The sequence below is a fragment of the Thermotalea metallivorans genome, from assembly GCF_001562415.1.
Lineage (GTDB): Bacteria > Bacillota > Clostridia > Peptostreptococcales > Thermotaleaceae > Thermotalea > Thermotalea metallivorans.
Genome location: NZ_LOEE01000055.1, coordinates 1 through 21,456, shown reverse-complemented (window position 1 = coordinate 21,456; position 21,456 = coordinate 1). Strand labels below are relative to the sequence as shown.

The window sequence follows — 21,456 nt, the reverse complement described above, 5'->3', positions numbered from 1 at the left end:
GAGTCCTTTTTCAGTGTAAAACGCCTCCAAATAATTCCTTTGAAGGCGCTTTTGTTGGCTATAAATTCCTTTTGCTATTGTAATTTCTCAATATTATTTTACTAGGCTCAATCCTTTTTTGTATTCTTCGTCAGGCAGTGCTACATAACCTACCTGAGGCACAATCTCTTTTGCTTTTTCTAAATAGAAAATTGTAAATTCTTTTACCTCCGGTCTTTCCAAAGCTGCCTTGTTGACATAGATAAAAATAGGCCTTGACAACGGTGCATAGCTTCCATCTTGGATTGTTTTAAAAGTCGGCTCCACAGGGCCGTTGCCATTATCAATCTTTACCACTTTTAATTTATCTTTATTCTCAACGTAATAAGCATAACCAAAAAACCCTAATGCGTTTTTATCTCCGGCAATGCCCTGTACCAGTACGTTGTCATCCTCGCTTGCAACAAAATCTTGCCGAATCGCTCCGCTTTTGCCATTGATTTCTTCTGTAAAATAATCAAAGGTACCAGAATCAGTTCCCGGAGCATAAAATTTGATTTCTTCTGCCGGCCACTCAGGTCTAACATCCTTCCAAGTTTTTACTGTACTGTCCGGTGCCCAAATCTTTTTTAGTTCTTCGACAGTTAAAGAGTCCACCCATGTATTTTGAGGGTTTACTAATACAGAAAGTCCGTCATAAGCTACTTTCAATTCAATATATTCTACCCCAGCCCCTTTGGCGGCTTCTGCTTCCTTGTCTTTGATAGGTCTTGAAGCGTTGCTGATATCTGTTTCTTTGTTAACAAATTTTTTAAAACCGCCTCCTGTCCCGGACACCCCTATAGGAATCTTTACCTCAGGATACATAGCTATAAATTCCTCCGCTATCGCTTCCGTAATAGGGAACACCGTAGAAGATCCGTCAATTTTAATTTCTCCTGAAAGCCTTGCTTCTTGTACTGCAGGTTCTTGATGGGACTGGTTTCCTGATTTGCTGCCGCATCCTGCCAATGCAAGCATGATAAGTGCTAGAATCATAGCTGTAATTGCCATTTTCTTTTTCAATAATTTCATGTGTTCATTCTCCCTTCCATATGCTTTCATTTTATGTTTTTAGGAAATATTTCCTATTTCCATAGACAATATCATCATATCACTTTATCATGATCTATTTGTTTTGTTTTTGTTTACTCTGCGTTAAGTTTTTGTTAATAGGCATCCACTTATCCATTAGCTGTTCACTACGCTTAATAATTGATTTATAATGGATGTATCCTAGGCAAAAAAATATAATTGTCACTGCCATAATCAAATAGATATTGCTTAGATTTTGGTTCATGGAGATCACCTCTTTGAAAAAATAGGGGTGGCTTCCTCAAAATTCAAAATAAATAGGGAACAGAATTTGGAAGGATATGAGGAAGCCTTAAAACTTAAGAATGAAAAGGATTTTATCTTTGCTATATAATTATATCATGATGTTATGATATGTAAATATTTTTTTGTGTTAATTCTTTGTTAAATAGTTTTGTATTTTATCTTATGTGTAAGACTAATCTTCTGGAGATTGTCAATCATACACACCACACCATTTTATAAAATCCCTAAACTGCAAAATAAAAAAACATCCCCTCAAAATTTCCAATGATCAAGGGATGTCTTTTTATAACTTTTTTATTTTATGTCTTTGCCTTGTCTTAAAATTTGAGCAAAGACATCTAATAATTCTGATGCTTCAATTTCTTTTGCAACCTTTTCTACATCATAGAGAACCCTGACAAATTCTACTGTAGGCTGCTGTTCAAGGCCTACAATGCAGTAGCAAGCTCTAGGATCGCCATCCTTTGGCCTTCCCACACTTCCCGGATTAATAAACCATTTTCCCTTAACTTGCTTGTAATAAGGATAATGGGTATGTCCATGAACGATCATATCCTCTTCTATCTCTAAAGCAATTTCCTCTTGTTTTTCTTCATCCTTTTCATATACATAATCATTGATAGAAAATGGACTGGCGTGGTTTAATAAGATTCTCCATCCTTCTATCTCTAAAATTATCTGCTCTTCCAATTCTCTGAGAAAAGCCTTATTGCTCTCTGTAGTATATCTGGCCGTCCAGTTCAATGCGTTTTGAACCCGAGCTTGATCTTCTTTTGATGTAATATGACATCCGCAAGTAGGCAAAAAAAAGCCTACAGCCTCATCATAGTTTCCAAGCACCGACCGAATGCCATGCCTTTGAAGCAGTGCAATAGCCTCATTCGGCTTGGGTCCATACCCCACAATATCTCCTAAAGCGTACACATGCTGAAAATCTATAGATCGCTTTGAAATATCCTCCAACACTGCCTTTAAGGCTTCCTCATTTCCATGAATATCCGATATAAAGGCTAATCTTGTTGTCATTTTCGATATCTCCCCTCTACATCACTTATTGAATTTCTTCTTCATCATATAGCTTCTGTGCAACTTTCCTATTTGTGGTATTTTTTAGGCTTAAGTCTGCACACACATCCTCCTTGAAGCGCATATTCCTGACTTTTTTAAAGGATATCTGTCCCGATCCCATGCTACCACCCCGCCTATTCAATAACTCACCTGTGAATATCCTTGTTCAAGAAAAAAGCTGCAACTTCTGGACTTTTAAGCCCTACATTATCGACAGCAATCAATAACTTATCTTTTGGAATTTCAGAAAATTTTTCCTTGTAAGTATCCAAAGCAAGTAGATACACTTTGGATATATCAAGGACACGATAATTGATTTCATATTTCGGTCTGATATCCACAACCACTGCTCCTCCATGGCAAAGAAGTGTAAATGCTTCTTTAGAAGAAAGTCCTTTCAAATGATCCACTTTTTCTTCCCCCTTGTATTTTACAGTAAATCTTTTTAAAATATTCAATTTCCTATTGACAGATATAAAAAATAAATATACTATAATTATATCATTATATAAGTATATGATTATGTATTAAAATTATAATCATTTATACAATCTCACATGCACAGCTAAAATTCTAAGAAAATTAAGGGGGATTCTATATGAATATATTAGCACTAAAGTTTGGCTGGCTAAATGATCAACTATTAAAAATGAAATGGCTTTCAGAACTTGTAAGATTTCTTGTGGAAAAGGTGTTGGACTTATCCGTTGATGACAGACTAGGTGGAAGCATCCACTTCTTTATCTATGATACCATAAAGATCTTTATATTATTATCCACTTTAATATTTGTTATATCCTATATCCAGAGTTACTTTCCACCGGAGAGGACAAAGAAGATTCTCGGAGGAATCAGAGGCATAAAAGGAAATATACTGGGGGCATTGCTTGGGACTATAACGCCTTTTTGCAGTTGCTCCAGTATACCTATTTTTATAGGTTTTACAGCAGCCGGATTACCGTTGGGAGTAACTTTTTCGTTTTTGATATCCTCGCCCCTTGTGGATTTGGCATCATTGCTATTGCTCATGTCATTCTTTGGTGCAAAAATTGCCATTGCCTATGTTGTTGTAGGTTTAATTTTAGCGGTTGTTGGAGGAACATTCATTGATAAATTACGTCTTGAAAAATATGTGGAAGGATATGTAAGAGAAATAGAAAGTATGGATGTTGACGTAATTGAAATGACCCATGAAGAAAGAATATCCTATGCAAAGGGGCAGGTCAAGGATATTATCCAAAGGGTATGGCTGTATGTATTTATCGGTGTTGGCATAGGAGCAGCAATTCACAACTGGGTCCCCCAACCAATCATAGAAAATGTAGCCGGAGGCAATAATCCACTTGCAGTACTGCTTGCTACTGTAGTGGGCATTCCGATGTATGCTGATATATTCGGCACCCTGCCGATAGCTGAAGCCCTATTCGCAAAAGGAGTAGGCGTGGGCACAGTGCTGTCCTTTATGATGGCTGTAACAGCTCTGTCACTGCCTTCGATGATTATGCTAAGTAAGGTGGTAAAGCCTAAACTTTTGGCAATTTTTGTAGCCATTGTATCAGCAGGTATTGTCCTCATTGGATATCTATTTAATGCTTTCTCATATATTTTTATATAAGCAGAATTGATGAATGCATAGGGTCTTATGAATTGAAGTGCATCATATCCTATGTATTGTAAAAAAGCATCATGCTCTTTGGTATACCGGAGCATGATTCTTTTTTACAGCGACTGTTTGTCATTAGAACTTTTTTCCCTTGGAGATTTTTAGAACCAGCAATGGATGCTGTTTACAAGTCGAATACTTTAGATCATGTTTATTTGTCCGGATACAATCCTTGGATATATGCAAAAGGTTTGCTGATATCTATTCCGTTTACATTCTCTACAATTTTACTTTCTATCATGAATTGAACTTCTTCCACATCCGGCAGTACCGTCAGAGAGTTAATAATGGTAGCAAGGGTCAACAGGGTATCGTTGCTTGTTCCTTTTTGTCCTTTCACAAATTCTTTTGAAAGATTTACAACCACTTGTTTCTCCTTCTTCTCCAAAGAGAGGAGCCTGGTTCCCTTCGGTATAGGATTTATATATTCGCCAAATCCTTGGAAATTGATCAATTCCTTCACAATAAATTCTTCAAATGAGAGGTCCTTCAGACGATCATCGGCCGTGGAAATACTATAGGCTTCATCCATTAAGAAAGGCTTTTCCTTGTGTCTCAGGTATAAAACATAGTCTATCTCTTTTTCCTTTTCTCCCTCCGTCGTCTCTGTTGCCTCTTGATTGGAAGGCGGCGGATTGTTGTTTTGCGTTTTTTGTCCCTTATCGGCTTTGGTGCATCCGGCTGCCCACAACCCTACAATCAATAGGATCCAAAGCAAAACCAACATTCTTTTTTTCATAGGTACTCCCCCTTTTCTATTCCTTGAAAACCTCTCTACTCCATATATTCCCTAAAATCTTCCTCATCTAACAGCAAAATGCCATGCTTTTTTAGCAATGCCGCATTTCAACAAGACTTTAATCAATTAGAAATTTTATATTTAGTAAATATTTGTTAATAATATAATAATATTACCACTTTACAAGTTTGACTAAGCTACCTGATCTTTGTAAGGAAGCTCTGCACAGCTTCTTTAACGGTTGAATAAATTTTGGCACTTTCGAAGCTGGATACGAAAGTATCAAATATTAATTCTTTAGTAATTTGTTCACCTACAGCCCTTTTCACTAGTTGAGGACTTTTAAACTGATACTCAGCATATTTCTTATCGATAAAAGGCAACCGACAGGTAAAAGTATAGGCAATAGCCAATAGGTTAACGTATCTTTCGATTGCATCCTTGTTTCTGACCATATAGTTGCCGAAGGACCAAAAGAATTTGTGTTGATAGAACATTACTTCAATATTCCATCTTATTCGATAAATTGTAATGCTTTGCTCGTATCTTCATTGTCACTATTTGACGATTCATTTGTTGTCAGGACCTTAATTTTAGTATGGTCAAAATGCTTAGCATAACAGTCAAACTTATCCTAGGATTTAGGTGTCTGATTTTGTTATTTTATGGAATTGTTTTTAAATCACTACATTACTTGTAAAGTGGTGTATATTTAATAATATTGTATATTTTTCCAAAAATAATGTTTATTTTCTATTGTTTTATGTATATAATTGTAATTATAAACACATGTTTTTTCTAAGGGGGTAATAGCTGGATGTATAGTACAAGATTATCAACAAAAAACCTTATATTCTTGCCCTATTTGCCGCCAGGCATGCAAAGGCAATGTCAAGGGAGGGATTTATTTGACAAACAGATTTATCAATAAAGAAAACTTTCCACCTATATCATTCATTATAGCGCTAATCCTCCTATGTATTTTGGGAATAGCTATAAATAAACATAATATTAAAATTGCTAATGAAGAACGTGAAAAACAGAGAATAGCCCACACCGATCTAATAAAACAAAATGAAGACAAAATGAATTTTATTGGAGATAGTTTTGACCGACTTGAGTATGAGCTTGCTAATGAAGAAAGACAAGAGCTTACTGAAAAAGAAAAGGAATTTTATTATACTAAGGCTACTGAAACTATCGGAGGAGCAGGAGAATTTGGAAGAATATCTCCATATCCAAATAGAAATGAACTTATATTAAAATTTCCTAGAAATTATGAAAACATATATAAAGCACATAATCTAATAATTGTAAAAGATACTTTTGAATATCTTAACGCTAAGGGAGAGTTTGAAAAATACAGTTTTAGATGTTGTTTATCAGAAGAAGGAGAGATTAAGGAAGCAAGTTACGGACCCATCGTAGAATAAAATCTATTTGTTTTTATTTTTTTTAGCTTGGATATATTCGTAGTGTAAGCAAATAATAAAGGGCCTGTCCCAAAACAAATATTTATAAATTTAGTATATTAAAACCGTGCATAGTTCAGGGTGGAAGAATCCCTTTTATGCACGGTTTTTTATTTATGCATCGTATTTATGCATTTATATACAACCCTTTTATTAGAATATTTTACCTGCTTGGTTTATATCTACAGTACCAAGAATCATACTGGTTTGAGTAGAACTAGAAATTGTACATACTTTATTGACGGAGTCAACAACTGCTTTTCTTTTGTAGTAGTCCCAAGTTGCAGGAAAATCACTGTCATTGCTTTTTACAGACGCATGATCACCACCAGCATAATCATTGCCATTTCTATCTAGAGGATAGGCATTTTTAAAGGTTGCAGATTTAATGAAAGACTGTCCTTTCGTATTTGTATTATTAAAGTTAGACCAATTGTTAGCTACAGGTACTACAGTAACCTCCGTTGAGGTTTTTATTATTGGATCATTATAGATACTTGCAATGTATGTGGTGTTTGATTCAACAGCTGAAAGTTGTAAAACCCCATCTATAAATAACTCCAAATAGTACAAATCAACTCCTCCACTAGTTGTTTTCCTTGCTAACATCTTTACATTTACATCTCTACCCTCCGGTGATGGAATTTCTTTTTCATACCATTTTAGGCCACAGTTTCCTTGCATAAATGCATACCATTTATCTCCTCTATCTCCTCTTTTGACTATCCCGCCGTCCATATTTCCACAATATCCAGTAGCTGCATTGACATTTGCTAAGAAATATAAAACACTGCCTGTACTTCCTACAGTATTTAGATTTGAATTAGAAGGAACGGTAAAAGTAGCTCTTGCACCTGCAATTGTATTTGGCAAATTGCCATATTGTACATATCTTTTTACTCCAATTCTATAACCTGCCATAATGAAACATCTCCTTTTTATATTTTGGTAAGACTTCTACTCCCTGGCCAGTTTGTTTCGCCTTACACTTATAAAGATGTATTTTGAAATGAAAAATTACCATTTCTCCCAAAAACTTTTTTTGTCAAAATAAAAAAATCATGCCCCTTGGTATGGGAGGCATGAGATATCTTACAGCATCTGTTTTTATGGGTATTCCCCCTCGTATTCCTTGAAAACCTCTCTACTCCATATATTCCCTGAAATCTTCCTCATCTAACAGTAAAATGCCATGCTTTTTTAGCAATGCCGCCGTAACTCCTTCTCCTTTTTTTAATTTTTTGGAAAAAGTTCCGTCATAGATACACTTTTTCCCGCAGGACGGACTTCTGGCCTTCAGGATGGCAGTCCGTATTCCATATAGCTTTGCAATTTTTAGCGTCTCCTCCGCTCCTTTTATAAAATAAATCGTCATGTCTTCCCCGTTGCGATTGATGACCTTCCCTTTCCTTTCCAGCACTTCTGCCCCATCTCCATGGACAATCTCACAGGGAATCCTCGGTGTCGGCATGCCTCCCAATTGCTCAGGGCATACCAGTACTGCTTTCCCTTCCTTCACCAGTTTTTCTATCTCCTCCAACCCATTGTTCCCCCCGTCATATCTGCAGTTTAACCCTGCTAAACATGCACTCACCATGATCATAAAATTCTCCCCATTCTATGCCTTTTTTCTATTTGCTGCACTGGCAATATCCCGCTGTATGGCGTATTCATCCATGGGCAAAAGTTTTCGATTGTCCCGCTTGCTCTTGTAGTATTCCATTCCGGCACGATAAGCTTTCTCCATCAGTATGGGATCATCTGGCTTCTTGGACAACTCCCTCAATTGGGTCTTATAACTTTCCAACAAAACCAGGTTCTGTTTCATCCGGCTGATTACAATCAAGACTGCCGATGCTACACCCAGGGCAATTCCCAGGAGGGTCATCATATGGCTATCCCAAAGAGACCCCAAATAGAACACATAAAAACATAAAAGCAATAAAATAAATCCAGCCAACCTGCCTAGCATTCTCCTTCTCCCTTTCTATTTCAACTCAACAATGGTTACACCGGCTCCGCCTTCGCCATAGGCCCCTTCTCGAAAGGATTTTACGTTTCTGTGGCCTCTCAGCAACTGCTTTATGCCGTCTCGAAGGACACCGGTACCCTTTCCGTGAATAATAGTAACTTCGTGAAGGCCTGCAATATAGGCATCATCCAGGTATTTATCGGTATTCAGCAAGGCCTCCTCCAAAACCTGACCCCTTAAATCAATAGAAGTTTGAATGTTCTCGGCTTTGCTCTTTACGATTTTCCCTGTACCTGTTTTCCTTGCCTGCTCTTTCTCTTCCTTATCCAACCTTAAATTTTCGATATTTACGTCGATCTTCATGATCCCCACTTGGACCATTACATTCCCGTTTTCATCGGGAGCCGTCACTACGCTGCCCTTCTGATTCAGACTTAAAATGACAACCGTATCCCCTGGTTTTAACTGTTTGGGAGGCTTTGTAGACACAGGAGAAATCATCTTCACCCCTAGGCCTCCTTCCACATGGTCCAGCTTCTCTCGCAAACTCTTTCTCGCTTCTTCAATTCTTCTATTTTTTTCTTTTTCTTCCAATTCCTGTGACAAGGTTCTTAATTCTTTTATAATCTGATCGGATGCTTCCTTTGCCTCCTTCAAAATCTTTCTGGCCTCTTCCCTGGCCTCCCGAAGAATTTTTTCCCTCTGTTCTTCTAATCTCCCAAGTTTTCTTTCATATTCCTCTTTTTGCTGCTGAATCATCAGCCGCAATCGGATAGCTTCTTCCTTTTCCTGTTCTGCAATTTGCTTGTTTTTCTCAATGGTTGCCAATATATCTTCAAAGGCTATGTCTTCCTTGGAAATAAATTCTTTTGCCTTGTCGATAATATTTTGACTTAAGCCTAACCTTTTTGAAATTTCAAAGGCATTAGATTTTCCCGGCACTCCGATCAATAAACGATAGGTAGGGCTTAAAGTTTCCACATCAAACTCCACCGATGCATTCTGCACACCCTTCGTTGTCAAGGCATATTGCTTGAGCTCCGTATAGTGGGTTGTGGCAATCGTCCTTACCCCTAAGGCATATAGATAGTCCAGAATGGCCATGGCCAAGGCCGCTCCCTCCGTAGGATCTGTTCCTGCTCCCAGCTCGTCCAACAACACCAGGGCTTTTTTTTCCACTTGGTTGAGAATTTCTACGATATTGGTCATATGGGAAGAAAAGGTGCTTAAACTCTGCTCGATGCTCTGCTCATCCCCAATATCAGCAAAAATCTGTTGAAAAACTGCCAGCTTCGTACCAAAATCAGCAGGCACATGAAGTCCCGATTGAGCCATCAAAGTCAAAAGTCCTACTGTCTTTAGGGTAACAGTCTTTCCGCCTGTGTTGGGTCCCGTAATAATGAGGGTGCTGAAGCTGTCTCCATTCCAAATATTTGTCGGCACTACTTTTTTCTCATCCAATAAAGGATGCCGGCCATTTTTAATCCGAAGATATCCCTGAGGATTCAATTCCGGTTCTATGGCCCTCATCTTCACAGACAATCGTCCTTTTGCAAAAATAAAGTCCAGTTGCTTCAGAATCTCTTGATTTTCTCTGATTTCCGAAGCCTTTTCTCCCACCAGAGCCGTTAATTCCCTAAGAATACGCTCAATCTCTATTTGTTCCTTTACCTTGAGTTCCCTCAATTCATTGTTTAACTCCACAATGGCCATGGGCTCAATGAAAAGGGTGGCTCCGCTGGATGACTGATCATGAATCAATCCGGGAAAATTAGACCGATACTCCTGCTTTACAGGTACCACATATCGATCCTGTCTTTGGGTAATAATGGCCTCCTGGAGATATTTCTGGTTTTGAGAGGACGAAATAATGCTATTCAGCTTATTCCGTATGGCAGCATGCTTTGCCTCCATCTGCCTCCGAATATTCCTTAGGGTAGGACTTGCATGATCGGAAATTTCCTCATCACTGATAATGCATTCTTGGATGCGATCTTCTATGGTCTTCATAGTATTGAGTTGACCGATATAGTTTTCAAGAATGGGATACCTTCCTTCCCCTTCCTTTGATTCCTTGAACATAGCTTTTAATTTTCTGGCGGCCCGCAAGGTATCGCTTACCTCCAGCAATTGACCTGGATACAGGAAGGAGCCGATCTCTGCCCTTCTTACATGATAAGACAGGTCATGAATACCTCCTAGGGAAATGTTTCCCCTTTGAATCAAAAGACTGGCGGCCTCACTGGTTTCTTTCTGCCATGCCACCACCGTATCATAATCTGCAGAAGGTTCCAGTTTTTCAGCCAGTTCTCGCCCCAAACCGGATTCCACCTTTTCCAGCAACATATTTCTAATTTTTTCAAATTCTAATACCCTTAAAGTTCTACTGTTCATTTTTCTCTCCTCATTCATTTGCATTTTTTCTTTTTACAATACACCCCTGTAAAAATGTCCCTTGGTGAGGCCCTTTTTCCTCATCCTGTGGAGAAACCCTTCCGCCTGAGCAGTTATTTTGCCATGGGCAATCACTTCCCTATAGGCCTGAAGTGTTTCCCTTATCTCCTCCTGATCCTCCATAGTAAAATGAATCCTCAAATTGACAGCTCCGGCATCCAGAATCTCCTCCATATGTTCAATCAGACAAAGACTTTGAGAATTCAATATATGGGTTCTGCAATGATCGTCGGTGATGATGGGAAAAATCATCCCCATCCGATCCTTAATGCCCAACCTACTATTTCTACACAAACTGCAGTTCTCCTGCTCTCCTCTCCTGCTCATCACGGCAGTAGTAGGACAGTATTTCATCACCATGCAAGGCAGATACCCTTGTACAATAATTTCACAGGGAATAGGAGCATTGGTGAGAATCTCCCTAATCTGTTTCAGAGTCAGTTCCGGTGAGAGGACCACTTCATCCAGGCCCATACGATACAACAATTCCACAGCCCCGCTGTTAAAAACATTCAAGGAAAAATCCCCATAGATTGGCTTATAGTTCATTTTCTTGGTCAGATTCAAAATCCCCAGATTGGCAACCAGCAAACCTTGCAGATCATGATGCTTCATAAGTATTTCCTTGATCTCTTCCAGATTCTGTTCGTCAGTGATTCTGGAAAAGGCAGGAACAAGCTCCACCTTTCGATCCCTTACCAATGCCAAAGCTTCCTCCAGTCTTCCTGTATCCGTATAATAGATGCGATCCACATCAAAGGTCAACACTGCTTTTAACTGCTGCAAACTGTTTACCGTTACTCTAAGACTGATGTTTCTATTTCCGTCGACATGACGGTATGGAAGCCATTTCTCTAATTTTTGTTTCATCCCGTCCCCTTCAATTTTTTTCCTTCTATGCCGATTTGCTCTGCACTCATCCAACTGTTGTACTGCATCTCTTCTCAGTCTGTTTATCTCACCTATAGGGATGGCTCCCCCTTCATCTAACCAAATCTCAAGACTTTCAAATACATAGGGTGTACCCCCCAGTTTTATCAATTGTTCCCTGACCCGGTCTTCTCCTATAGGCCGATGGAGAGCTTTTTCCACCACATAATCTCCCTGCTGCCAAACATGATTTCCCTCCTCATCCCATAGAGCAAGGGATAAGTTTTCCCAGATTTTCCCTTGAAAAACACCGTGAATAGGAATTTGTTTCTCAACTCCCTCGTAGCTTTCCTTCGCCCGCTGCAAGAGACGGATGTCGGAAGTTTTATATACGGCCTGTCCCTTTGACACCGCATGCTTGAAACTTATCTCAATTCTTTCCCCTTTTCTGCCTCGATCCCTTTTTTCTCCGTCTACAAATAATCCTTCCACCACGGTGCCCGGACTATCTCCCTTCTCCGTCCATATCTCTATACCATCCCCTTTATGAAGGACAGCCTCCAGCTTCACCCGCACCTTTTTTCTTTGTTTGTCATAGAACTCCACTTCCCCGACCCTTATTCCACGATTGCTGGGTTTTTCAAAGCTCATGATTTTTCTTCCCCAGTCCCCCAAGATATATCCTTTGGTAAATTTTCGATTAAAGATTTGTTCTACATCTTTTAATGTCTCTGGATCTGCCTCTATTTTGGACAGGGTATGGAAATATTGGTCGATAGCCTTTCTATAGGCTCCTACCACCGTAGCTACATATTCCGGTCTTTTTAATCTTCCTTCGATTTTTAAAGATTTCACTCCTGTTTCCAAAATTCTATGAAGATTTTCCAACGTATTTAAATCCCTAGGACTTAAAAGATAGTCTCCCTCTTGGCTTTTCAGCTCTCTGCCCCTTTCCATGTCCACAAGGCGGTAGGGCATCCTGCAGGGTTGTGCACATCGACCCCTGTTTCCGCTTCTCCCACCAATCATACTGCTCATGAGACATTGACCTGAATAACAAACGCATAAAGCTCCATGGATAAATACTTCCAGATCCACATTGCTATGCTTTCGCACGGCCTTAATTTCTTCCAAAGACATTTCCCTGGCTAGCACCACTCTTTGAAAGCCCAAGTCTTCCAAAAGTTTTACCCCTTCTCCATTGTGAACTGACATTTGGGTGCTGGCATGGATTTCAAAGTCGGGAAAAAAATCCTTCACCATCTTGGCCACACCCAAATCCTGTACAATTACAGCATCCACATCTTGGTTGTATAGGAAAGCTAAATATTTAGCTAATGCCTCCAATTCCTCATTGGCTACTAGGGTATTTACCGTTACAAACACCTTTACTCCCCGTATATGGCAGTAGGCCACTGCCTTTTTTAGTTCTTCTGCATCAAAATTACTGGCATTTTGCCTGGCACTAAAGGCTTTTCCGCCTATATAGACGGCATCTGCACCGTTCTGTACCGCTGCAACTAAAGCTTCCCAACTACCTGCCGGCGCCAACAATTCTACTTGTCTCAAACTTCTCATCCCCTGTTTTTTACAAATATTTTTCTAAGTTGCAAACCTATAAAATACGAAAAAGTAGTAATATTATTATATCACTACTTCTACCGCACCATGAAAAGATATTGAATTATTTTTTCCCTTCTCCGTCAAAGCTTTCGATAAAGGCTTCCAATTCTTTTCTTGACTGCACATACTTAATCTGCATATCAAATAACTTGTTTTGTAAGTCTTCATTTATCTTTCTGATTTTTTCTATCTCCTGGTCTTTTTCATGCAAAGCTTCCCTTAGCCCCTCGTTTTCCTTCCACAGCACCTGGTTTCCCTGTCCATCGGCAGAAAGTTTTTTGATCTCCTCTTCCAAGCTATGGATAATCTCTCTATATTCCATGCATTGGGCTTCTGCCTCCGCCGTAACCGCTGCCAATTGACCTCGCACCCGATCCAATTCATACAAAGGCTGCATTGCTTCCTTTTCCAAAGCTTCTAACTGTGCTTTCAGTTTAAAGTACTCATCGGCTATATTCAATGAAGTCAATACTGCAATCATGGCAGTACTCAACTTCTTATTTTTCTTTGCAATATCCACCATTTTATCATCCACATAATTTGCAACCTTTTGCATATATTCCCGTGGTTCGCTGCCAACCATGGTATATTCTTGCCCATAGATCCTGACAACCACTTTATTCCTATTGCTCATCCCTATCTCTCCTTCATATGGATTGGGTTCCTATATAAATTCTGTAAAAGAACAGTATTTCCTTCTTTTTTCCCTTAAGCCTGCAAATTTCTTCTCAACCTAATGATCATATACTTCCATTATAGTATATCTGCAGGATGAAATAAATACTGCCCGCGGCTTATATGCAAGAAATTTCATAGGAACATCTATCCATTTCAAGGATAAGCAAGAACCCTTGAGATGTAGGCTTCGTCCCGAATCAGCAAGCCGCTTTTTTTCCTTATAACACATAGGAAATTATGTGCTTCCATGAATTGTAGATAAGTCATAATTTCCGTCATGGGTTTCAACAAAATCTTCCTTGAAATCTTCCAACGGAAGACTTTGTTGTTTTTTGGGCTTAGAAAAGCGGCGCAGGTCTGAGCAGAAAGCCAAATCTCAAGGGTTTGTCTAACTAGCTACGACAGAAAGATTCTGCCGGATCTTTTAATCCCTCAGCTGTGCATCCAGTTTTTCTTTTAATTGTGCAAGTATCCGATCATGGACTTTTACCACTTCTTCATCGGTAAGGGTACGGTCCTCAGCCCTATAGGTAAGGGCATAGGCTACACTCTTATATCCTTCCTTAATCTGCTTTCCTTTGTAGATATCAAATAATTGGACTTTTTCCAGCAACGGTTTCCCATTTTCCCGAATCACATCTTCAATTTGCTTCACATATATTTCATCTTTCATCACTAGGGCAATATCTCTTGTGATGGCAGGATACTTGGGCAATGGTTTGTATACTCGCTCAAGTCTTGTTACCTGCAGTATGATGTCAAAATCAATCTCTCCCAGATATGTTCGAACCTCCAAACCATAATTTTCCGCCACATCAGGATGAACCTCCCCCACGACTCCCAAAATATGATTTTCCAGTACAATGTTTGCACATCTTCCCGGATGGAAGGTGGGATGATTCCTCTCCGGTATGAATTCAATGCCCACAATCCCTAATTTTTCAAAAACCCTTTCCACAACTCCTTTGATGGTGTAGAAATCTACTTCTTTACCATACATGCCTAAGGCAAGGGCTTTCTTTTCGATCGGCAGCCGATCCACGGGAATATCATAGGGAATAAATATTCTTCCGATTTCAAAGGCTTTTACCCGATCTACCTTGCGGCTATAATTCCTGGCCAAAACCTCTAACATGTTTGGCATCAAGGTCGTCCTCATAATACTGTTTTCCTCTCCCAAAGGATTTATCAGCTTTACTGCTCTCCTTTTAAAGCTATCCTCCGGGAATCGAATCATGTCAAATCCCTTCGGGCTTACAAAAGAATATGTGGCTATTTCTGTAAGGCCAACAGCATTGAACAGTATTTTTGTATAATCTTCGATCATTTGTCCATTGGTCTTTGCCCCTTGGGAATTTCCCTTGGGAAGGGTAACCCCTATGCGATGAAAACCATAGATTCTAGCCACTTCTTCCACAATATCTATCTCTTCAACCACGTCTTGACGGAAAGTAGGCACGGCAACGGACAGCACCTCCCCCTCTATGATCACCTCCATCTCAAGCCTTCTGAGAATATCAGCCATTTCCTCCGATGTCAGGGTAGTTCCCAACAAACCATTCACCCGTTGAGTTCTTACTTCTATTGTTTTTCTTTCCAGTTTTTCAGGATATATATCGATAACACCCTTGACAATCCTGCCTGCACCCAATTCCTCAATCAGTTGACATGCTCTGTTTGCCGCTGCCAAACAGATATTAGGATCTACACCTTTTTCAAACCGAACAGAAGCTTCTGTCCTAAGCCCCAGTTTTTTCGATGTAAATCTTATGTTGTCGGCAGAAAAATTGGCTGATTCGATGAGAATAGCCTTGGTATTGGCCGTTACCTCCGAATTTTCCCCACCCATGACACCCGCGATGGCAACAGGCTTTTCTCCATCACATATCATGAGCATATGGCTGTCTAATTTTCTCTCCACTTCATCCAAAGTTTTAAAGGTAGCACCCTCTTCTCCTTCCTTTACAATGATTTTCCCTCCGGCCAGCATATCTAAATCAAAAGCATGAAGGGGCTGACCCATTTCCAGCATCACGTAGTTTGTTATATCCACAATATTATTGATTGGCCTTACACCAGCCTCCATCAATCTTCGCTGCATCCATTCCGGAGAAGGTTTTATTACAATATCCGTTGCCACACGGGCTACGTACCTTCTGCACAGTTGGGTATTTCGTACTTCTACAGAAGCAAATTCATGGACATCTCCATATTCCTGATGGATCTTGATGTCAGGATATTTTAATGCCAAATGAAAAGTAGCCGCCGTTTCCCTCGCTATACCCAACATGCTAAGACAGTCGGGACGGTTGGGCGTAATTTCAAATTCAATTACATGTCCCTCGATCTCTAAAATCTCCTTGATATCAGCACCCGTCGGATAAGATTGATCCAAAATATAGATGCCGTCCTTCTGATAGGATGGGATGACCTTATCGGAAATGCCCAATTCCTTGGCAGAACACATCATGCCATTGGATTCCTCTCCCCTCAGTTTTCCTTTTTTTATTTTTACTCCTCCGGGAAGGGTCCCACCAGCCAGCACAATCGGCACATAGTGGCCCACTGCAATATTATCGGCTCCCGTTACGATCTGAATAATCTCGCCACCTACGTCCACCTTGGTTACCAAAAGTTTGTCAGCATTGGAGTGTCTTCGAATCTCCAGTATTTTTCCCACCACTACCTTATCGATTTCTTCACCTAAGGCTTCCACCCTTTCCACTTTGGAACCCGACATAACCAGCCCGTTGCTCAATTCCTCCACATCTATTCCATCTATATCCACATATTGTCTTAACCATTTCAACGGCACAAACATCATGATATACCTCCTTCATTTCTCAGCTTTTTATTCAGATTTCCCATTGGAAAATTAAAATTGCTTGATAAACCGCATATCATTTTCAAAAAATAATCGAATGTCATCGATCTCATACTTCAACATGGCAATCCGGTCCAATCCCATACCGAAGGCAAAACCACTGTAGATTTCCGGATCAATTCCGCACACTTTCAATACATTGGGATGTACCATACCTGCTCCAAGAATTTCAATCCATCCACTTCCTTTACACATGCGGCATCCTGCACCTTGACATTTGAAACAACTCACATCTACTTCGGCACTGGGTTCCGTAAAAGGAAAATAGTGAGGCCTAAATTTTGTCTTTGTGCCAATGCCAAACAATTGTTTTGCAAAGAGATCCAAAGTCCCCTTCAGATCTGCCATGGTAATATTTTTATCCACGACCAGTCCCTCTACCTGATGGAACATAGGAGAATGGGTGGCATCAGGGGTATCACGCCGGAAACATCTGCCCGGAGATATAATCCGAATGGGTGGCTTCATTCTCTCCATCGTTCGCACCTGAACCGGGGAGGTCTGGGTCCGCAGCAAAATCTCATCGGTAATATAGAAAGTATCGGTTAAATCTCTGGACGGGTGATTTTTGGGTGCATTTAATGCATCGAAATTATAGAATACCGTTTCTACCTCCGGCCCTTCGGCAATCTTAAAGCCCATCCCTAAGAAAATTTCTTTAATTTCATCCAGCACCACAGTTAAAGGGTGTTTACAGCCAATCTCTGGGGCTTTTCCCGGTATAGTAACATCAATGGTTTCTGTAGCCAGCCTTGCATTTTTCTCCCTATGCTTTACATCCTCTACGGCACGACCCAATGCATCTTCTATGGCTTCCCTTACTTCATTGGCTATTTGCCCTACTACAGGTCTTTCTTCCGCTGTCAGGGCTCCCATTCCTCTTAAAACAGCCGTCAGTTCTCCTTTTTTGCCTAGATATTTGATTCGAACCTGCTCCAATTCCTGCATGGATTGGGCATGTTTGATTTCATTCAAGGCCAATAACTGTATTTGTTCGAGTTTTTCTCTCATTTTCATTCTCCTTCCCCTATTGATATTATCAATATTTCCCATGTATTATTTTCATGGCCAAATTCAGTATAAAGTATGCAATGAAAAATCATAAAACAGATCCTTCGGCTCATCCCTTGCAGCGCTCCCGAGAAACACAATAAAAAAATCTTCAATCCCAAAGGGACGAAGACTTCTCCGCGGTACCACCCTAATAGTTGAAACCAACCACTCATTCGACTTAACGGCGTCCACCGATAGAATCTACTAAAACTTTCAATTCTATAGTTCAAGAGGGAACTTCAGATGCTTTGAAACTTAGAAATGCTCTCAGCCTATGGCATTTCTTCTCTGTAAGTCAATCCACATCCTACTCTTCTCTATCATAACCGATCGCTATATTCACTAATTAGCTGCAAGCTCTCTATAAGCTAGATAAGCATTGATATTACCAGTTAACATAAAAAGTTTCCAAAACAATTCCTTTGTGGCAAACATATTTGCCCACACCCCTTTTCACTGGCTGATTTTATATACATTATAGCACAGGAAAAAAAGGTTTACAAGAATTATACAGTGACTATTGTGTAATAATTTTAAAATTTTCTGACGATATACTCCTTTGGTATCTCTGCCTTACTACTTCATACATCACAATAGAAGCAGCGATGGAAGCATTTAAAGATTCAGCCTTGCCCATCATGGGTATTTTGATGAGAACATCGGAAGCTTCTATATCTTCCCACAGAATTCCATTGGCTTCATTGCCGATGATGATGGCACAGGGCCCCACGTAATTGCCTTCATAATGATATTTCTCTGCCTTTGGGCTTGCGGCAAAAACTTTAACGCCCTTTTTCTTTAACATTGCTATGGTTTCACTGGTACTGCCTGTATGAACAATGGGCAGATGAAAAATGGATCCCATGGTGGCCCGAATCGTCTTCCCGTTGTATATATCTACAGATCCCTTTGTAACAAATACACCGTCTACACCGGCTGCATCCGCCGTCCGGATGATCGTACCCATATTGCCAGGATCCTGAATTCTGTCTAAAATGAGATAAAAACCCTTATCTTTCATCAGTACATCTTCAGGATAATATTCCTCAAAAGGCAGTACAGCCATAATTCCTTGAGGATTTTGAGTGCCCGACAGTTCTTTGTACATTTTATCAGGCAATCTGTAAAGTTTGAAGCCTTTCTCCGCAAGACATCTCACCAAATCTTCCCCCCCGGCCGTATGATAGAGGTCGTCACAAAACAAGATGGTTTTTATCGTTTGATTGTTTTCCATGGCATCCCTCACAATACGGATTCCTTCAATAAGGTATTCCTTATGCTGCTCTCTAAATTTTCTCTTGGACAATTGTTTTGCATGCTTCACCACGGGATTCTCCTGGGAGCTTATATCGATAATCAAGGCTTCCACCCCACCTACTATGCTTTTCGTTCAATTTTTTGCAAATCATCATTATGTCCGATAACCACCAACACATCTTCTTTTCTAATCACATCCGCAGCATTTGGCGAAATATTGATTTCTGTCCCGTGCTTGATGGCCATCACATTCATGCCATATTTCTCCCTCATGTTCAAATCCTTCAAACTTTTCCCTTCCCATTCTTTCAATGCAGAAATCTCTACGATGCTGTAATCCGGTGCCAATTCAATATAATCTAGAATATTTGAAGATACAAGGTTATGCGCCACCCGCATACCCATGTCCCTTTCAGGAAATACTACACGATCTGCACCAATTTTATATAGCACCTTTGCATGAAGCTCGTTTTGCGCCTTTGCCACCACATATTTCACCCCTAGCTCCTTTGCAATAAGAGTAATCAATATGGATGACTGTATATCCGATCCTATGGTAATGACAGCCACATCAAAATTTCTAAGTCCTAAGGATTTGAGGGATGTCTCGTCCGTTGCATCTACTTGCACTGCATGGGTTACGGCATTAGCAATGCCTTGAATCACATCCTCATTTCTGTCGATCGCCATCACATCGTAGCCTAATCCGTAGAGCGTTCTCGCCACACTGGACCCAAATCTTCCACAACCGATTACTGCAAACTGTTTCATAGGATCACCCCTTTACCCCTTTTCCACCATAAAATGATTATAACACTATCTTGTCTGTTTGCAAAATCATCTATTCAAAATCATAGAAAAATAGACTCTGTAAAGAGTCTATTTAAGAGTCTATTTAGCTTGTAGACAAACCCTTGAGATTTGCCTTCCTGTTCAGACCTGCGCCGCTTTTCTAAATAAAAAAATAAGGAAAAAAGCAGCTTGCTGATTCGCGACGAAGCCTAAATCTCAATGGTTCTTACTTATTTTTCTACAGACTGAATAGACTCTGTAAAGAGTCTATATATTAAGCGTTAAGCTTTTGCTTTGCCACATCTACCAATTGTTTGAATCCGGCTTCATCATGGATAGCCATTTCAGACAACATTTTTCGATTGATTTCGATGCCTGCCATTTTTAAGCCGTTGATAAATCTGCTGTATGACATGCCATGCATTCTGGCACCGGCATTAATTCTTGCAATCCATAACTTCCTAAAATCTCTTTTTCTTAACTTACGGCCTATATATGCAAATCTTAAAGATCTCATCACTGCTTCATTTGCAGGTCTGAAAAGCTTACTTTTTGCCCCATAGTAGCCCTTTGCAAGCTTTAAAATTTTCTTATGCTTTTTCTTTGCGTTCAGCGCTTTTTTCACTCTTGCCATATATGTCTACCTCCTTTACAATTCTATTCTATGCGTATGGTAATAATCTTCTGATTCTATTTTGATCAGCACTTGTTAATACCGCAGCTTTTCTTAAATTTCTCTTTCTCTTGGCAGTCTTTTTTGTCAGGATATGGCTCTTAAAAGCCCTGCTTCTCTTAATCTTACCATCTTTTGTTAATTTAAATCTTTTTGCTGCGCCACGGTGTGTTTTCATTTTTGGCATGATTGTTTCCTCCCCTCGAAGACTTTAGTTATTCTTTGGCGATAGGACCATTGTCATGTTTTTCCCTTCCATTACCGGCTTTTTCTCTACGGTTCCCACTTCGGAAACGAGCTCGGTAAACCTGTCCATAACCTTTTGGCCCAATTCCACATAGCCCACTTCTCTACCTCTGAACCTTATGGTAACTTTCACTTTATCGCCGCTTTCCAAAAATTTGATGGCGTGGTTCGCTTTTACGTTCAAATCATGTTCTTCAATGCTTGGACTCAGACGAACTTCTTTCACATTGATGACTTTCTGCTTTTTCTTTGCCTCTTTCTCCTTTTTGGAAAGCTCATACTTATACTTTCCAAAATCCATGATTCTGCAGACGGGCGGTTTTGCCTGGGGTGCAATCTTCACCAGGTCTAGCCTCTTCTCCATTGCAATTTCCAGCGCTTTTTTCGCTGACATAATCCCCAGCTGTTCTCCATCGGTATCGATCAGTCTTACTTCCCGGTCCCTAATTTGTTCATTTAATTCTAAATCTTTAATAATTGGCCACCTCCTAAATTTTTCATCAAAACTACAAGTATATCATCATATATCGAGTAGGAGGTAGATAATTAATTTATCTACCGTCCTCTCACACCACCGGACATACGGTCCCGTATCCGGCGGTTCATCAGGATTAATATCACATAGAAAGCCTTTTAGTTAGAGTAGTGAATCC

The 21,456-nt window shown here is 39.9% G+C and carries 21 protein-coding genes and 1 other annotated feature; of the genes, 2 read left to right on the top strand and 19 right to left on the bottom strand.

Annotated features, from left to right (window positions below; all coding sequences use genetic code 11):
• Positions 1 to 93: 93 nt before the first annotated feature.
• The 3 genes from AN619_RS11795 to AN619_RS11785 all read right to left on the bottom strand — a co-directional run bounded on the left by AN619_RS11795 (position 94) and on the right by AN619_RS11785 (position 2,837).
• Complete coding sequence (locus AN619_RS11795; RefSeq protein ID WP_068557207.1) at positions 94 to 1,053, bottom strand: PstS family phosphate ABC transporter substrate-binding protein; 960 nt, start codon at positions 1,051 to 1,053, stop codon at positions 94 to 96.
• A 600-nt stretch (positions 1,054 to 1,653) separates the two neighbouring features.
• The gene (locus AN619_RS11790; RefSeq protein WP_068557205.1) at positions 1,654 to 2,385 is read right to left on the bottom strand and encodes a metallophosphoesterase family protein; all 732 of its coding nucleotides are present in this window, start codon (positions 2,383 to 2,385) and stop codon (positions 1,654 to 1,656) included.
• A 188-nt stretch (positions 2,386 to 2,573) separates the two neighbouring features.
• Positions 2,574 to 2,837 (bottom strand): rhodanese-like domain-containing protein, encoded by a 264-nt coding sequence (locus tag AN619_RS11785; RefSeq protein WP_068557203.1) that lies wholly within the window; start codon positions 2,835 to 2,837, stop codon positions 2,574 to 2,576.
• A 188-nt stretch (positions 2,838 to 3,025) separates the two neighbouring features.
• Here AN619_RS11785 and AN619_RS11780 point away from each other — a divergent pair, with 188 nt between their 5' ends.
• Positions 3,026 to 4,042 (top strand): permease, encoded by a 1,017-nt coding sequence (locus AN619_RS11780; protein WP_068557201.1) that lies wholly within the window; start codon positions 3,026 to 3,028, stop codon positions 4,040 to 4,042.
• Positions 4,043 to 4,241: 199 nt separating this feature from the next.
• Here the strand turns inward: AN619_RS11780 and AN619_RS11775 are convergent, their stop codons facing one another.
• Positions 4,242 to 4,829 carry a GerMN domain-containing protein gene (locus AN619_RS11775; RefSeq protein WP_068557199.1) on the bottom strand — a complete coding sequence of 196 codons (588 nt, stop codon included), beginning with the start codon at positions 4,827 to 4,829 and terminating at the stop codon, positions 4,242 to 4,244.
• A 197-nt stretch (positions 4,830 to 5,026) separates the two neighbouring features.
• Positions 5,027 to 5,326, bottom strand: a complete 300-nt coding sequence (locus AN619_RS11770; protein ID WP_068557197.1) for a hypothetical protein — start codon at positions 5,324 to 5,326, stop codon at positions 5,027 to 5,029.
• A 411-nt stretch (positions 5,327 to 5,737) separates the two neighbouring features.
• Between AN619_RS11770 and AN619_RS11765 the strand changes: the two genes are divergently transcribed.
• Positions 5,738 to 6,262, top strand: coding sequence for a hypothetical protein (locus AN619_RS11765; RefSeq protein WP_068557194.1), 525 nt, complete (start codon positions 5,738 to 5,740; stop codon positions 6,260 to 6,262).
• A gap of 192 nt (positions 6,263 to 6,454) precedes the next feature.
• Here AN619_RS11765 and AN619_RS11760 read toward each other — a convergent pair whose 3' ends face one another.
• From AN619_RS11760 to infC, 14 genes are all read right to left on the bottom strand, one after another.
• Complete coding sequence (locus AN619_RS11760) at positions 6,455 to 7,222, bottom strand: hypothetical protein (RefSeq protein ID WP_068557192.1); 768 nt, start codon at positions 7,220 to 7,222, stop codon at positions 6,455 to 6,457.
• 223 nt (positions 7,223 to 7,445) lie between these two features.
• The gene (locus AN619_RS11755; RefSeq protein ID WP_068557191.1) at positions 7,446 to 7,904 is read right to left on the bottom strand and encodes a DUF523 domain-containing protein; all 459 of its coding nucleotides are present in this window, start codon (positions 7,902 to 7,904) and stop codon (positions 7,446 to 7,448) included.
• A gap of 15 nt (positions 7,905 to 7,919) precedes the next feature.
• Positions 7,920 to 8,273, bottom strand: a complete 354-nt coding sequence (locus tag AN619_RS11750; protein ID WP_068557189.1) for a hypothetical protein — start codon at positions 8,271 to 8,273, stop codon at positions 7,920 to 7,922.
• A gap of 15 nt (positions 8,274 to 8,288) precedes the next feature.
• Entirely contained in the window at positions 8,289 to 10,667 is a 2,379-nt protein-coding gene (locus AN619_RS11745) for an endonuclease MutS2 (RefSeq protein WP_068557186.1), read from the bottom strand.
• A 33-nt stretch (positions 10,668 to 10,700) separates the two neighbouring features.
• Positions 10,701 to 13,166, bottom strand: a complete 2,466-nt coding sequence (locus AN619_RS11740; protein ID WP_068557185.1) for a DUF3656 domain-containing U32 family peptidase — start codon at positions 13,164 to 13,166, stop codon at positions 10,701 to 10,703.
• Between the two features lie 115 nt (positions 13,167 to 13,281).
• A complete protein-coding gene (zapA, locus tag AN619_RS11735) occupies positions 13,282 to 13,854 on the bottom strand; it encodes a cell division protein ZapA (RefSeq protein WP_068557183.1) in 573 nt (190 codons plus the stop codon).
• A gap of 468 nt (positions 13,855 to 14,322) precedes the next feature.
• Positions 14,323 to 16,722, bottom strand: a complete 2,400-nt coding sequence (pheT, locus tag AN619_RS11730; RefSeq protein ID WP_330382082.1) for a phenylalanine--tRNA ligase subunit beta — start codon at positions 16,720 to 16,722, stop codon at positions 14,323 to 14,325.
• A gap of 51 nt (positions 16,723 to 16,773) precedes the next feature.
• On the bottom strand, positions 16,774 to 17,793 hold the full coding sequence (gene pheS, locus AN619_RS11725) for a phenylalanine--tRNA ligase subunit alpha (RefSeq protein ID WP_068557181.1): 1,020 nt from the start codon (positions 17,791 to 17,793) through the stop codon (positions 16,774 to 16,776).
• Between the two features lie 158 nt (positions 17,794 to 17,951).
• Positions 17,952 to 18,168 (bottom strand) — a binding site (T-box leader).
• A gap of 9 nt (positions 18,169 to 18,177) precedes the next feature.
• The gene (locus AN619_RS16725) at positions 18,178 to 18,270 is read right to left on the bottom strand and encodes a YqzL family protein (protein WP_083525108.1); all 93 of its coding nucleotides are present in this window, start codon (positions 18,268 to 18,270) and stop codon (positions 18,178 to 18,180) included.
• Between the two features lie 82 nt (positions 18,271 to 18,352).
• Complete coding sequence (locus AN619_RS11720; RefSeq protein ID WP_157065005.1) at positions 18,353 to 19,195, bottom strand: TrmH family RNA methyltransferase; 843 nt, start codon at positions 19,193 to 19,195, stop codon at positions 18,353 to 18,355.
• Positions 19,196 to 19,212: 17 nt separating this feature from the next.
• Positions 19,213 to 19,863 carry a potassium channel family protein gene (locus AN619_RS11715; protein WP_068557176.1) on the bottom strand — a complete coding sequence of 217 codons (651 nt, stop codon included), beginning with the start codon at positions 19,861 to 19,863 and terminating at the stop codon, positions 19,213 to 19,215.
• Positions 19,864 to 20,158: 295 nt separating this feature from the next.
• The gene (gene rplT, locus AN619_RS11710; protein WP_068557175.1) at positions 20,159 to 20,518 is read right to left on the bottom strand and encodes a 50S ribosomal protein L20; all 360 of its coding nucleotides are present in this window, start codon (positions 20,516 to 20,518) and stop codon (positions 20,159 to 20,161) included.
• A 28-nt stretch (positions 20,519 to 20,546) separates the two neighbouring features.
• Positions 20,547 to 20,744 carry a 50S ribosomal protein L35 gene (rpmI, locus tag AN619_RS11705; RefSeq protein ID WP_068557172.1) on the bottom strand — a complete coding sequence of 66 codons (198 nt, stop codon included), beginning with the start codon at positions 20,742 to 20,744 and terminating at the stop codon, positions 20,547 to 20,549.
• A gap of 24 nt (positions 20,745 to 20,768) precedes the next feature.
• Positions 20,769 to 21,278, bottom strand: coding sequence for a translation initiation factor IF-3 (gene infC / locus AN619_RS11700; protein WP_456300648.1), 510 nt, complete (start codon positions 21,276 to 21,278; stop codon positions 20,769 to 20,771).
• Positions 21,279 to 21,456: the final 178 nt, after the last annotated feature.